This window comes from Roseovarius sp. 217 (genome assembly GCF_000152845.1).
Taxonomy (GTDB): domain Bacteria; phylum Pseudomonadota; class Alphaproteobacteria; order Rhodobacterales; family Rhodobacteraceae; genus Roseovarius.
This window is the reverse complement of the sequence record NZ_CH902584.1, coordinates 1,384,457-1,397,818: the sequence shown is the minus strand read 5'-3', so window position 1 is coordinate 1,397,818 and position 13,362 is coordinate 1,384,457. Positions and strand designations below refer to the sequence as shown.

Below are 13,362 nucleotides of genomic sequence, written 5' to 3'. Positions count from 1 at the left end.
TTGCCTTAGTTGGAGGCGATCTTCAGGTCATTGAACAGGTTTTTCAACACAAGAAAGTCACCGACCCCCTCACAATCGGGCATCGCGAGCACAATATCCTGCACTTCAAGCCCGGTCTCACCAGTTGCGATGGATTGCGCCTCAAGATCGCGCCCGCAATTCCCGGCGGTCACCTCGGCCTCGACCTGCACCTGTACCGCGCCGTCGCGTGCCGCCGTGCCGGTCGGAAAGGTATAGACCTCGGCGTGCAGCGCCTGATCCATATCCCGCTCGCCCAGTTGGGTCAGAAAGCCGCCATCGCCCGAGGCCGCGCGCGTCATGTCCTGTTCGGCCTGCGCCCAGACATGACCCGCCGCGCCGAACTCTGCGCCATACTCCAGCGCATGCACATGCAGCGCCGCACCGCCGCGCCATTGCACGACATAGCGATCATAGAGCGCCAGCGTATCCACTGACACACTGGCAAGCGCGCCCTGACCGTCCTCGAAGGCCGCGATGAACACCGCTGACTCGGCCAAGGCCGGCACGTTGAGCGTGCTCTGGCCCTGATCATCGGTCACAGCCGTGAACATCATACCATTGTGGTGCAGGGTGAACCCGGTGTTGGGCTGACAGGGTGCGCTCAACGTCACCTCGACCATCGCGGCGGCCAAGGCGCGCGCCTGCATGCTGTAGTCGCAGGCGAAACTTGGCACGGCCTCTTCCTCGGGTAGCGCGTCGGTCAATGGCGCATCCTGAGCCACCACAAGCGTCACAGGGGCTGCGGGCAGGGCCACAGGCTCTGGCGCGGTCATCGGTGGCACCGCCTCTGCCGAAGTCAGCTCGATCTGGGTGATTTCAACCGGAGTCTCGAGACCCGAGGTGGGGATCATCGCAGCGTTCTGCGCAGGAACCTGCGCGCCCGCCTGCATGAAATACCCGATCCCCAGCGCACAGGCGAGCGTTCCGCCTGCGGTGATGTAACGTCGGACCTTGGACATACCGTTCTCCCTGACACACCAATTGTCTCGGAAGAGGTAACGCTGAAAAATGGCCCCGGTATGGCAGGGAATAGGTGGCAATCGGGCGGGCGGCCTAGGCCAGCCGCCCGTGACAATGCTTGAATTTCTTGCCCGATCCACAGGGGCAGGGATCGTTGCGCCCCGGATTGCCCCATGTCGCAGGGTCAGCTTCATCAAAGCCGGAGGCGGCGCTCTCGTTGACTTCCGCAGGCTCGCCGGTGTCTGCCGCCGCCATCATCGCCGCGCGCTGTTCCGCCATTTCCTGCATCAACTGCTGCTGTTCACCCTCGGTCATGGGACGGATCTGCGCCAGCTTTTGGGTCACATCCATGCGCAGGCTGTCGAGCATGTTTTCGAACAGTTGGAACGCCTCGTTCTTGTATTCATTCAGCGGATCGCGCTGCGCATACCCGCGAAAGCCGACAACGCTGCGCAGATGTTCCAGCGTCAAGAGATGCTCGCGCCACTTGCCGTCGATGGTCTGCAAGAGCACCTGCTTTTCGATCATCCGCATGCTCTCGGGGCCAAATTGCGCCGCCTTGGCCGCCATCATCTCATCGGCGGCCTTTTCCAGCCGCTCGACGATCTCTTCGTCGTCCACGCCTTCTTCGGCGGCCCAGTCGATCACCGGCAGATCCATGCTGAGTTTTTCGATCACCGCCGCATAGAGCCCGTGGGTATCCCACTGATCGGCATAGGTCTTGGGCGGCATGTACTGATCGACCAGATCGTCGATCACCTCGCCGCGCATATCCTTGATGATCTCGCTCAGATCGGCGGCCTTCATGATGTCGAGCCGCTGCTTGAAGATCACCTTGCGCTGCTCGTTCATCACGTCGTCGAACTTCAAGAGCTGCTTGCGGATGTCAAAATTGCGCCCCTCGACCTTGGCCTGTGCGCGCTCCAGCGATTTGTTCACCCAAGGGTGAATGATCGCCTCGCCTTCCTTCATGCCCAGCGTCGCCAACACCTTTTCCAGCCGCTCGGATCCGAAAATCCGCATCAGATCATCCTCAAGGCTGAGGAAGAAGGCGGATTTGCCCGGATCGCCCTGACGGCCAGAGCGGCCGCGCAGCTGATTGTCGATGCGGCGGCTCTCGTGCCGCTCGGTGGCCAGAACGAAGAGCCCGCCAGCGGCCTTGACCGCCTCTTCATCGGCGGCATGTTCGGATTCGATCCGCGTGCGGATCTCTTCGGGGTCGGCCTCGGGATCGGCGGCGATGGCCTCCATGATCTTGAACTCGACATTGCCGCCCAGCTTGATGTCGGTGCCGCGCCCGGCCATGTTGGTGGCGATTGTCACCGCCCCCAGCTTGCCGGCATCTGCAACGATCTGCGCCTCTTTCTCATGCTGACGGGCGTTGAGCACGTTATGGGCAATTCCCGCCTCAGTCAGCAATTTGCTCAGGTTCTCGGATTTCTCGATCGAGGTGGTGCCCACCAGTGTCGGCTGCCCCTTTTCAGAGGCCGTGCGAATGGCCTCGACAATCGCGTCGTATTTCTCGCGCGCGGTGCGGTAAACCGCGTCATCCTTGTCGATCCGTGCGATGGGGCGGTTGGTCGGCACTTCGACCACACCCAGCCCGTAAATCTCGCCAAATTCCTCGGCCTCGGTCAGCGCGGTGCCGGTCATGCCCGACAGCCGCTCATAAAGGCGGAAATAGTTCTGGAATGTCACCTGCGCCAAGGTCACGTTCTCGGGCTGAATAGTGCAGCCTTCCTTGGCCTCGATTGCCTGATGCAATCCGTCCGACAGACGCCGCCCGGCCATCATTCGCCCGGTGAATTCGTCGATCAGAACGACATCGCCGCCTCGGACGATGTAATCCTTGTCCTTGGTAAAAAGCTTGTGTGCGCGCAGCGCCTGATTGACGTGGTGCACGATGGTCGTGCTCTCGGGATCATAGAGCGATTGCCCCTCGGGCAGCACGCCGCGCACACTGAGCAGGTTTTCGAGAAACTCGTTGCCCTCGTCGGTAAAGGTGACGTTGCGGGTCTTCTCATCCAGCTTGTAATGATCGTCCTGCACTTCCTGGATCAGCGTGTTGATCGACTGATAGAGACCGCTGCGATCCTGACTTGGACCCGAGATGATCAAAGGCGTGCGCGCCTCGTCGATCAGGATACTGTCCACCTCGTCGACCACGGCGAAATTATGCCCGCGCTGGTTCATGTCCTCGAGCGAGGATTTCATGTTGTCGCGCAGATAATCAAAGCCAAGTTCGTTGTTGGTGGCATAGGTCACGTCGGCGGCATAGGCCGCCTTTTTCTCGGACTCGGGTTGCTGGGGATAGACCACGCCGGTCGTCATGCCGAGCGCGGCAAACACCTTGCCCATCCATTCGGCATCGCGCTTTGCCAGATAGTCGTTGACCGTGACGATATGCACGCCCTTGCCCGACAGCGCGTTGAGATAGGCGGGAAAGGTCGCGACCAGCGTCTTGCCCTCGCCGGTCTTCATTTCGGCAATGTTGCCCTGATGCAGGAATATCCCGCCCTTGAGCTGAACATCGAACGCGCGCAGCCCCAAGGCCCGGCGCGCACCCTCGCGGCAATTGGCAAAGGCTTCTGGCAGGATCGCATCAAGGGTCTCGCCCCCGGCGATACGGCTGCGGAATTCTGCGGTCTTGTCAATCAGCGCCTGATCGCTCAGCGCCTGATATTCGGGTTCCAGCGCGTTGATCTTTGCGATCAGCGGCCGTGTCGCCTTGATCTTGCGGTCATTCGGGGTGCCGAAGATCTTTTTGGCGACCGTTCCAATACCCAACATGTTCTATCCGTTCCGGTGTTTTGACTATCCGTGACAGGCAACCGCTTGCCCCTCTTGCCGCACCACCCTAAAACGGGCGCAAGACGGCGGTTCTGCCTTGGTCTCAAGGCGATGTAAGGGCCAGCCGGTTGAGTGTCAACGCTGCGCACCCGCGCACCCGCGCCCTGCGCACCACACCAAAGGATGATTTCATGCTCCGCACCCTCTTTTCCACCACCATACTGGTCACCGGACTGGCCCTCACCTCTCCCGCCACAGCCCAGGATACCCCCAGCCCCGAAACGGTGATGGCCACCGTTGGCGGCACCGACATCACCCTTGGGCATATGCTGGCGGTGCGTGCGGCCCTGCCAGAGCAATTTGATCAGACACCCCCCGATGCGTTGTTCAGCGGCGTGCTCGAACAGCTCATCCAGCAGGAATTGCTGGTGCAGGCACATGACGGCGAGGTGTCCCGCGCCGCCGCTCTCCGGCTCGAGAACGAGCGCCGCGCCGTGCTGGCCGCCGATGTGGCCGAAGGTGTGGTCAACGCCGACATGACCGAAGAGCGCCTGCAAGCCGCCTATGACGCGCAATATGCGGGGCAAGAGGATCAGACCGAATACAAGGCCGCGCATATCCTCGTCGAGACCGAAGAAGAGGCGCAAAAGCTGGTGGCGGAGTTGGAAGGCGGCGCAAATTTCGCAGCACTCGCGCAAGAGCATTCCACCGGCCCGTCCGGCCCCTCGGGCGGCGATCTGGGCTGGTTCGGTGATGGCGTGATGGTGCCAGAGTTCTTTGCGGCGGTTGCAGCCCTCGAGGTCGGAGACGTTTCCGCCCCGTTGCAGACGCAATTCGGCTGGCATGTGATCCAACTCAACGAGACTCGCGTCAAGGAACGCCCAACGCTCGATGCGGTGCGCGAGGATTTGGCGAACACCCTGCGCCGCGACGCATTCAATGCCTTCATGACCGAACGCGAGGCCGCAACCGAGATTGTGCGCTCCGACAGTAGCGCCATGGACCCGGCCGTGATCAACCAAACCGACTTGCTGGAGAACTGAGCCATGGGTGCCAAACCGCCGCTATCCCCGCTTGCCCCGGCGGGATTTCCCGCGCTGCCGGTGATTGGCGGCGTCAGCTTTGCCACCACCGAGGCCGGGGTGCGCTATCAGAATCGCACCGATGTGCTCTTGGTCAGCTTGGCACCCGGCACTGCGATGGCGGGGGCCTTTACCCGCTCTGCTACCCGCTCTGCGGCGGTGCTTGATTGTCAGGACAAGATCGGCGGCGATCCGACTCCCGGTGCCGCCATCGTGGTCAACTCGGGCAATGCCAATGCCTTTACCGGGCGGCGCGGAGCTTCCTCGGTGCAGGCCATCACCGAGGCGGCGGCCAAGACGCTGGGCATGCCCGCCACCCGCGTCTTTTCCTCCTCGACCGGCGTGATCGGAGAGCCGCTGCCGCATGAGCGCATCATCGACAAACTCGATGATCTGGCTGCGGCCCTCTCACCCCATGCGATAGAGACCGCAGCCCGCGCCATCATGACCACCGATACCTTTGCCAAAGGGGCCTCAGAAATCGTGATGATCGACGGGCAGGCCGTGCATATCGCGGGCATCGCCAAGGGGTCTGGCATGATCGCCCCCGATATGGCGACGATGCTGGTCTATATCTTTACCGATGCGGCCATAGATCAGGACATCTTGCAGGACATGGTCAGCGCGCTCAATCGCACGACCTTTAACTGCATCACGGTCGATAGTGACACCTCGACCTCTGACACGCTGCTTGTGGCGGCGACGGGTGCCTCGGGCATCCGCGTGACCGAGAACAGCATGGGCTTCATGGAAGGGCTGCGCCGCGTCATGCTCGACCTGGCGCATCAGGTGGTGCGCGATGGTGAAGGGGCGACGAAATTTGTTGAAATTTCCGTCACCGGCGCCGCCTCGGACGCTGAGGCGCATATCCACGCCAAGGCCATCGCCAATTCGCCGCTGATCAAGACGGCCATCGCGGGCGAAGACCCCAATTGGGGGCGTGTCGTCATGGCCATCGGGAAATCCGGCGCACGTGCGGACCGCGATCTGCTGGCGATCTGGTTTGGCACCATGCAGGTGGCCAAGGACGGCTTTGTCAGCCCCAGCTATGACGAGGCCGCCGCCGCCACCTATATGAAGCAGCAAGACATCGTCATTCACGTCGATCTGGGCCTTGGCGGCGGCACGGCGCGCGTCTGGACCTGCGATCTCACGCATGGCTATATCGACATCAACGCGGATTACCGCTCGTGAAAACCGTTCTGGTGTCGGCGGTCGCCCTGATTGACGTGGATGGCCGCATTCTGTTGACCCAGAGACCGGACGGCAAATCCATGGCCGGTCTCTGGGAGTTTCCCGGCGGCAAGGTTGAGCCGGGCGAGACGCCAGAGGTGGCGCTGATCCGCGAACTTGACGAGGAGTTGGGGATCAACACCTGGGCCAGTTGCCTGGCGCCTCTGACCTTTGCCAGCCATACCTATCCTGAGTTTCACCTGCTGATGCCGCTCTTTGCCTGTCGTAAATGGGAGGGAATCGTGCAGGGGCGCGAGGGTCAGGCGCTCAAATGGGTGCGCGCGGCGGACCTGCGGTCCTACCCCATGCCCCCCGCCGATATTCCCCTGATTCCCATCCTGCGGGACTGGCTGTGACGTGATTCGCACCGGAAACAGGTGTCATGAAATTTGAGTCGTCAACTATTTCCTATGAAAACAAATAGTATTTCGGGCCAGCGCAAGAAAATGCACAATTTATGGAAATGTTTGTTTCTTTTTTACTAGATATGGAAATAATCAAAGCATCTTTACGGAGTTGTCACATTCGGGGGAATGACATGCTGCGCACCGTTCAATTAGGCTCTTGCGTCTCAATTCAGGGAATATTCGTTCGGCTGCTGAGCAATGGCCTGATGCAGGTCAGGGTTGGGAACCGGCTCTATTCCGGCCGCCCGGTCGACTCCCGCGCCGCCTGAGCCACCATCGACAGACCTATGAAAAAGGGCAGCCCATTCGGCCGCCCTTTTCATTGGTTCATCCTGAACACCTGACTTACGCCAGTGTGCGCACCACTTCTTCGCGCTCAAAGATCTCGATGACATCATCGGGGCGAATATCGTCATAGTTCTCGAACGCCATACCGCATTCCTGACCGGACTGCACCTCGTTGACGTCGTCCTTGAACCGCTTGAGCGTCTTGAGCGTGCCCTCATGGACCACGACATCGTCGCGCAACAGACGCACACCGGCAGACCGCCGTGCAACGCCTTCGGTCACCAGACAGCCAGCCACGCGACCAATGCCAGTCACCTTGAAGACTTCCTTGATCTTGGCGTAGCCGATGAACTTCTCGCGAATTTCATTGCCCAAGAGACCGCTTGCGGCGGCTTTCACATCGTCGACCAGATCGTAGATCACCGAGTAATACCGGATCTCCACACCCTTTTGGTTGGCGCTGTTGCGTGCCGGCGCATTGGCCCGCACGTTAAAGCCGAACACCGGCGCGCCGGACGCCTCGGCCAGACCGATATCGGATTCAGTGATGGCGCCCACACCCGAATGAAGCACGCGCACGCGCACCTCGTCGTTGCCGATCTTCTCCATCGCCTGAACAATCGCTTCGGCAGAGCCTTGCACGTCCGCCTTGACGACGATCGGCATCTCCTTGACGTTCTCGTCTTCCTTGGCCTTGGCCAATAGCTGCTCCAGCGTGGTGCCAGCCCCGGCAGCGGCGCGCTTTTCTTTTGACGCGCTCTCGCGGTATTCCGCGATCTCGCGCGCCTGCGCCTCGGTCTCGACCACGTTCAGAACGTCGCCCGCTTCGGGGGTCCCATTCAGACCCAGAACCTCAACCGGCACCGACGGACCCGCTTCCTTGATCCGCTCGCCGCGGTCGTTGATCAGCGCCCGCACCTTGCCATACTGCTCGCCCACGACAAAGATATCGCCCTGACGCAGCGTCCCCTTCTTGACCAGCACGGTTGCGACCGGACCGCGGCCCACATCCAACTGCGCCTCGATCACCGCACCCTCAGCCGCCCGGTTCGGGTTGGCCTTGAGTTCGAGAATCTCGGCCTGAAGGGCGATCGCCTCCAACAGCTCATCCAGACCTTGTCCGGTGACGGCCGAAACCTCGACATCCTGAACATCGCCGGACATCTGTTCGACAATCACTTCATGCTGCAAGAGATCGGTCCGCACTTTCTGCGGATTGGCCTCGTATTTGTCAATCTTGTTGATCGCCACGATCATCGGCACCTTGGCCGCCTTGGCGTGGTTGATGGCCTCGATGGTTTGCGGCATCACCGCATCATCGGCCGCCACGACCAGAACCACGATATCCGTCACCTGCGCGCCACGGGCCCGCATGCTGGTAAAGGCCGCGTGACCGGGCGTGTCGAGGAAGGTCAGCATCGCGCCGCTGTCGGTCTTGACCTGATAGGCCCCGATATGCTGCGTGATCCCCCCGGCCTCGCCGGCGACAACCTTGGCATCGCGGATCGCATCCAGAAGCGACGTCTTGCCGTGGTCGACATGGCCCATGATGGTGACGACCGGCGGGCGCGAGATCATATCCTCGGGCTTGTCATCGACCTGATCAATCACATCCTCGACGTCCGAGTCGCTCACGCGCACCACACGGTGCCCGAATTCCTCGATGATCAACTCTGCGGTATCGGCATCAATCGACTGGTTCTGCGTGACCATCATGCCGCTTTGCATCAGCGCCTTGACGACATCGCCCACGCGCTCGGCCATCCGGTTGGCGAGTTCCGAAACCATGATCACTTCGGGCAGTTGCACGTCGCGCACGATCTTTTCGCGCTCTTGCAAGCCGCCCATTGCCTTTTGCCGCGCGCGCTCTTGCTTGCGCTTCATCGCGGCCATGGATTTCTGGCGACCGCCTTCGCCACCAGACAGGGCCTGATTGAGCGTCAGCTTGCCGGACCGGCGTGCATCATCCGTGCCACGCGCCTTGCCCCGGCGGGATTGCTGATCGTCTTCCTCACGCTTGCGCGCAACGGGGGTCACCTTGGAGGCGGGCGCCCGAGACGGAGCCGCAGCAGGCACTGCATCCGGCTCTGCCGCCGATGCCGCCGCCTTGAGAGCGGCTTGCTCGGTCGCACGCTTCTGGCGTTCGTCTTCCTCGACCTTGGCGCGGGCCTTTTCCTCGGCCTCGCGCTGCTCGCGCTCTTTGGCCTCGGCCTCTTCGCGGCGGCGCATACGCTCTTCTTCGCGGGCCTTTTCATCGGCTTCGCGCTGTGCTGCATCCTCGGTCTCGCGCGCTCTGGCTGCGGCGAGCGCGCGCATCCGGCGCTCCAGCTCTGCATCAGAGATCCCGGCCGGGCGCTTGGACGCGCTGGTGATACCCGAAGACGTTCCAGTCCCGGCAGCGCCGGTCGCGGCGGCGGTGGGCTTGGGCACGACGACGCGCTTGCGCTTGGTTTCCACCACGACGTTCTTGGTCCGGCCATGGCTGAAGCTCTGCTTCACGTTCCCCGGCCGGGAACCCGCGCCACGCACACCCAATGGTTTTTTTCCGTCGTTGTCGCTCATAGTCTTCTACTTTCCTTTCCGGCGCGCTGTCTCGCCGTCCGAGACGCGCAGACCTTTCAGTCTTGCCGCCTCCTCTACAACACGTTGCAACAAACCTCCAGCACCCAGTGCCGCGTGGATTGTGGTTTGTCGACCAAAGGCCTGGCCCAGCTCATCCGCTGTCAGCCACCCGATGAATGAGCCGCCATGCGGCGTGCTCAGCTTTGATTTTCCGCGTTCAGAGCCATCGCTGGCCTGAATAAGAACACGCGCATCCTCGCGCATGAGCATGTCCTTGACCTTCTCATATCCCGACACCGCGCGCCCGCCCTTGCGGGCGAGGCTGATGAGGTCGATCACCCTCCGCACCAAGAGGGCCTCGACCTTATCAGTCAGACCTTCGGGCACCTGCACAGGCTGCTTGGCGGCGCGGGCAAACAGACCCTTGGTTGCCGCCTTGTCCAAGGCCGCCCGATCCGCGGCGACCCATATGCCACGCCCCGGCAGCTTTTCCGCCAGATCCGGGGCAATCTGCCCCTCGGGGCCGATCACAAAGCGGATAAGCCCGTGTTTTGGCTGCACCTCGCCTGTGGCGATGCATTTACGCTCGGGACCGTCGCTCCGGTCTTTGGGTTCACCACCGCGCCCCATCCTGTGCTCCAAGGCCTGAAGGATCAGGCCTCGGCCTCCTCGTCATCGCCGTCGATCTCGCTGTCGTCGGCATCGGTTTCGAGTTCGGTCGGATCGACCCAGCCCAGCATCACGCGGGCGGTCATCACCATATGTTGCGCCTCTTCCAGCGAGACGTCAAATTTCTCCAGAATACCCTCGTCCTTGACGCGCTCGCCCTTGACCGTGGTCCAGCCGCCAGCCAGTTCCCAATCGGCGCAGGTGGCGAAATCCTCGAGCGATTTCACATCGTCCTCGGCCAGCGCCAGCACCATCTGCGGGGTCAGACCCTCGAACGCAATCAGGCTGTCCTCGACACCCAGTTCGCGCGCCTTGTCCAGTGCCGCCTTGGTTTGCGCCTCGATCACATCACGCGCCCGCGCCTGAAGCTCTGCCGCGGTGTCCTCGTCAACGCCGTCGATCACGAGCAGTTCGTCGAGATCGACATAGGCCACCTCTTCGAGGTTGGTGAACCCTTCAGAGACCAGCAACTGCGCAAAGAACTCGTCCAGATCGAGCGTATCGACAAACAGCTTGGTGCGCTCTTCGAATTCCTTCTGACGGCGCTCGCTATCTTCGGCCTCGGTCATGATGTCGATATCAAGCCCGGTCAATTGGCTGGCCAGACGCACGTTCTGACCACGACGCCCAATGGCAAGGCTCAGCTGCTCTTCCGGCACCACAACTTCGATGCGCTGCGCGTCCTCGTCGATCACCACCTTGCTGACCTCGGCCGGCTGGAGCGCGTTGACAAGGAAGGTCGCCTGATCCTCGTTCCACGGGATGATGTCGATCTTTTCACCCTGCAATTCGTTGACCACCGCCTGAACCCGGCTGCCGCGCATACCGACGCAGGCACCGACCGGATCAATCGAACTGTCATAGCTGATCACGGCAATCTTGGCCCGGCTGCCCGGATCGCGCGCCACGGCCTTGATCTCGATGATACCGTCGTAAATCTCGGGCACTTCCATCTTGAACAGTTCGGCCATGAACTGCGGATCTGTGCGGCTGAGGAAGATCTGCGGCCCGCGCTGTTCGCGGCGCACATCCTTGATGTAGCAACGCACGCGGTCATTGGGGCGATAGGCTTCGCGCCCGATCTTTTCGTTGCGGCGCAGGATCGCTTCACCCCGGCCCACATCGACGATGACGTTGCCATATTCCTCGCGCTTGACCACCCCGTTGATGATCGTGCCGACGCGGTCCTTGAACTCTTCGAACTGACGATCCCGCTCGGCCTCGCGCACCTTTTGCAGAATGACCTGCTTGGCGCTCTGCGCGGCGATCCGGCCCATTTCCACCGGCGGCACTTCTTCGACAAAGGCATCGCCGACCTTGGGGTCGTCCAGAAACTGCTTGGCCTGCTCGACCGTCATTTCGGCCTGATAATTCTCGAGCGCGTCATCCGCGACCACGGTCCGCACGCGGGTGAATTTGGCACGGCCCGTCTTGCGGTCGATCTCCACCCGGATATCCATCTCGCTGCCGTAGCGGCTCTTGGCGGCGCGGGCGAGGCTCTCTTCCATCGCTTCGACCACCAGTGCCGGGTCGATCATCTTTTCGCGCGCGACCGCTTCTGCGGTCTGCAACAGCTCCAGCTGGTTGGCGGATGTGATTGCCATCGTGTCAGTCCTCCTCAGAACCGTTCTCGGTTTCGATCTCGTCAAATTGCTCTTCGTTGATCACGCCCGCCGCCTTGCGCTGCCGCAGCATTTCCTTGATCAACTCATCCGTCAGAACCAGCTTGGCATCAGACAGCCAGTCAAATTCCAGTCCGATCGTGCCTTCCTCGACATTGATCAGCACCTCGGTGCCCTCAACGCCCGCCAGCACACCCTTGAAGCGGCGACGCCCGTCAATCAACTCGGTCGTCTCGATCTTGGCCTCATAGCCCTCAAAGGCCTCGAAATCCTTGAGCCGCGTCAGGGGCCGGTCAATGCCGGGGCTCGACACTTCCAGCGTATAGGCCTCGACCAGCGGGTCCTCGACATCCAGCACCGCGCTCACTGCCGTGCTGATCACGGCGCAGTCATCCACCTCGATGCCGCCATCAGGCTTGTCCGCCATGATCTGAAGGGTGTGGTATTGCCCGCCCATCAACCGCACGCGCACCAACTCATACCCGAGATCCTCGATCACGGGGGTGATGATCTCTGCCATCCGGCGATCAATCGCTGCTTTTGCAATCAGGTCGTTCGTCATCTTTCCCAAGCACAAAAAAACGGGCGCGCGGCCCGTTACACTCTCCGGTGGTGCATTCGAGTGGACCCGAAAGCGCCGCTGTTGAGGGGCATATACGCCCCTCTCCCTGAGTCTGCAAGGGGGATTCCGCCTCAGCCGAATCTGTCCCGCCACGCCGGCAACGCATCGCCCGAAACCGACTGCGCGGCATACACCGCCCGCGCAATTGCCCGCGCCATGACGCATGCCGCAGCATGACCCAGCATCACCTGTCCGGCCAGATCGGGCGCAGGCCGCGCGCCCATGGCTGCGGCAAAAATCAAATCCCCATCCATCAAGGTATGCGAGGGCACCAAGGCCCGCGCAAACCCGTCCTGCGCCGCCGTGGCCAGCCGCGTGCATTGCGCCTGAGTGAGCGTGGCGTCGGTGGCGACAATTCCAATCGTGGTATTGCCATGTTGCGCCAGCTTGGTTGGCGCCAGCACCGGATCGGGATAGGCCCGCGCCACCCCCCGCCCGCCAAATTCTGCGTTCCGCTCGAATGGCGCCGCCCAGAACTCTGGCCCGTCGCCCACCGTGGCAGAGCCCAGCGCATTGACCGCAACCAGCGCGCCCACCGTCACGCCCCCCGGCAAGGTCACCGAGGCCGATCCCAGCCCGCCGCGCAGATTGGCCGTGGTCGCCCCGGTTCCGGCCCCGACGCTGCCGATCGCAAAGTCTTGTGTCGCCACCGCCAACGCCGCCCGGCCCAGAGGTTTATAGGGGTTCTCGCGCCACGCCTTATCCCCGCCGTTCAAGAGATCAAAGAGAATCGCCCCCGGTACGATCGGCACCCGCACATCACCCACGGCAAACCCGCGCCCCATGTCGCGCAGCCCATCCGCCACGCCGGATGCCGCATCCAGACCAAAGGCCGATCCGCCAGACAACACCAGCGCATCCACCTGTTCAACCACCCGGTCGGGGGCCAACAAGTCCGTCTCACGCGTGCCCGGCGCGCCGCCCATGACATGCACGCCCGCGGTAAAGGGCGCATCGCCCACCAGCACCGTCACACCCGAGCGCAGCCGCATATCCTGCGCATGGCCCACGCGCAGCCCCGCCACATCGGTGATCAGATTTCGCGCAGCGATTTTCGTCCCCATGCCGCAATCCCTCTATCCTTGTCGCAAACCCGCTTGCCAGAC

At 62.1% G+C, this 13,362-nt stretch carries 11 protein-coding genes; 4 read left to right on the top strand and 7 right to left on the bottom strand.

The window, feature by feature from the left end:
* Positions 1-5 precede the first annotated feature (5 nt).
* Both ROS217_RS06635 and secA read right to left on the bottom strand, forming a co-directional pair.
* Entirely contained in the window at positions 6-980 is a 975-nt protein-coding gene (locus ROS217_RS06635; RefSeq protein WP_009816922.1) for a hypothetical protein, read from the bottom strand.
* 94 nt (positions 981-1,074) lie between these two features.
* Positions 1,075-3,771, bottom strand: a complete 2,697-nt coding sequence (gene secA, locus ROS217_RS06630; RefSeq protein ID WP_009816921.1) for a preprotein translocase subunit SecA — start codon at positions 3,769-3,771, stop codon at positions 1,075-1,077.
* 191 nt (positions 3,772-3,962) lie between these two features.
* Here secA and ROS217_RS06625 point away from each other — a divergent pair, with 191 nt between their 5' ends.
* The 4 genes from ROS217_RS06625 (at position 3,963) to ROS217_RS24325 (ending at position 6,762) form a co-directional block, all read left to right on the top strand.
* Positions 3,963-4,814 (top strand): peptidylprolyl isomerase, encoded by an 852-nt coding sequence (locus ROS217_RS06625; protein WP_040651193.1) that lies wholly within the window; start codon positions 3,963-3,965, stop codon positions 4,812-4,814.
* Between the two features lie 3 nt (positions 4,815-4,817).
* Positions 4,818-6,047, top strand: coding sequence for a bifunctional glutamate N-acetyltransferase/amino-acid acetyltransferase ArgJ (gene argJ, locus ROS217_RS06620; protein WP_009816919.1), 1,230 nt, complete (start codon positions 4,818-4,820; stop codon positions 6,045-6,047).
* On the top strand, positions 6,044-6,442 hold the full coding sequence (gene mutT / locus ROS217_RS06615) for an 8-oxo-dGTP diphosphatase MutT (protein WP_009816918.1): 399 nt from the start codon (positions 6,044-6,046) through the stop codon (positions 6,440-6,442). Before argJ ends, mutT begins: the two co-directional genes overlap by 4 nt.
* A gap of 182 nt (positions 6,443-6,624) precedes the next feature.
* Positions 6,625-6,762 (top strand): hypothetical protein, encoded by a 138-nt coding sequence (locus tag ROS217_RS24325; protein WP_085978787.1) that lies wholly within the window; start codon positions 6,625-6,627, stop codon positions 6,760-6,762.
* 76 nt (positions 6,763-6,838) lie between these two features.
* On the opposite strand, the gene infB is transcribed toward ROS217_RS24325, so the two are convergent.
* The 5 genes from infB to ROS217_RS06590 form a co-directional block, all read right to left on the bottom strand.
* Complete coding sequence (gene infB / locus ROS217_RS06610) at positions 6,839-9,343, bottom strand: translation initiation factor IF-2 (RefSeq protein ID WP_009816917.1); 2,505 nt, start codon at positions 9,341-9,343, stop codon at positions 6,839-6,841.
* 6 nt (positions 9,344-9,349) lie between these two features.
* Entirely contained in the window at positions 9,350-9,973 is a 624-nt protein-coding gene (locus ROS217_RS06605) for an RNA-binding protein (protein WP_009816916.1), read from the bottom strand.
* 23 nt (positions 9,974-9,996) lie between these two features.
* Positions 9,997-11,616 carry a transcription termination factor NusA gene (gene nusA / locus ROS217_RS06600; protein WP_009816915.1) on the bottom strand — a complete coding sequence of 540 codons (1,620 nt, stop codon included), beginning with the start codon at positions 11,614-11,616 and terminating at the stop codon, positions 9,997-9,999.
* A gap of 4 nt (positions 11,617-11,620) precedes the next feature.
* The gene (rimP, locus tag ROS217_RS06595; RefSeq protein ID WP_009816914.1) at positions 11,621-12,196 is read right to left on the bottom strand and encodes a ribosome maturation factor RimP; all 576 of its coding nucleotides are present in this window, start codon (positions 12,194-12,196) and stop codon (positions 11,621-11,623) included.
* Between the two features lie 131 nt (positions 12,197-12,327).
* Complete coding sequence (locus ROS217_RS06590) at positions 12,328-13,320, bottom strand: P1 family peptidase (RefSeq protein WP_009816913.1); 993 nt, start codon at positions 13,318-13,320, stop codon at positions 12,328-12,330.
* Positions 13,321-13,362 lie beyond the last annotated feature (42 nt).

Excerpts from the sequence above, each read along its gene's own strand:
- ROS217_RS06635 (WP_009816922.1), bottom strand. The coding sequence starts at position 980 with ATGTCCAAGGTCCGACGTTACATCACCGCAGGCGGAACGCTCGCCTGT.
- rimP (WP_009816914.1), bottom strand. The coding sequence starts at position 12,196 with ATGACGAACGACCTGATTGCAAAAGCAGCGATTGATCGCCGGATGGCA.
- ROS217_RS06625 (WP_040651193.1), top strand. The coding sequence starts at position 3,963 with ATGCTCCGCACCCTCTTTTCCACCACCATACTGGTCACCGGACTGGCC.
- nusA (WP_009816915.1), bottom strand. The coding sequence starts at position 11,616 with ATGGCAATCACATCCGCCAACCAGCTGGAGCTGTTGCAGACCGCAGAA.
- argJ (WP_009816919.1), top strand. The coding sequence starts at position 4,818 with ATGGGTGCCAAACCGCCGCTATCCCCGCTTGCCCCGGCGGGATTTCCC.
- infB (WP_009816917.1), bottom strand. The coding sequence starts at position 9,343 with ATGAGCGACAACGACGGAAAAAAACCATTGGGTGTGCGTGGCGCGGGT.
- ROS217_RS06605 (WP_009816916.1), bottom strand. The coding sequence starts at position 9,973 with ATGGGGCGCGGTGGTGAACCCAAAGACCGGAGCGACGGTCCCGAGCGT.
- secA (WP_009816921.1), bottom strand. The coding sequence starts at position 3,771 with ATGTTGGGTATTGGAACGGTCGCCAAAAAGATCTTCGGCACCCCGAAT.
- ROS217_RS06590 (WP_009816913.1), bottom strand. The coding sequence starts at position 13,320 with ATGGGGACGAAAATCGCTGCGCGAAATCTGATCACCGATGTGGCGGGG.
- ROS217_RS24325 (WP_085978787.1), top strand. The coding sequence starts at position 6,625 with ATGCTGCGCACCGTTCAATTAGGCTCTTGCGTCTCAATTCAGGGAATA.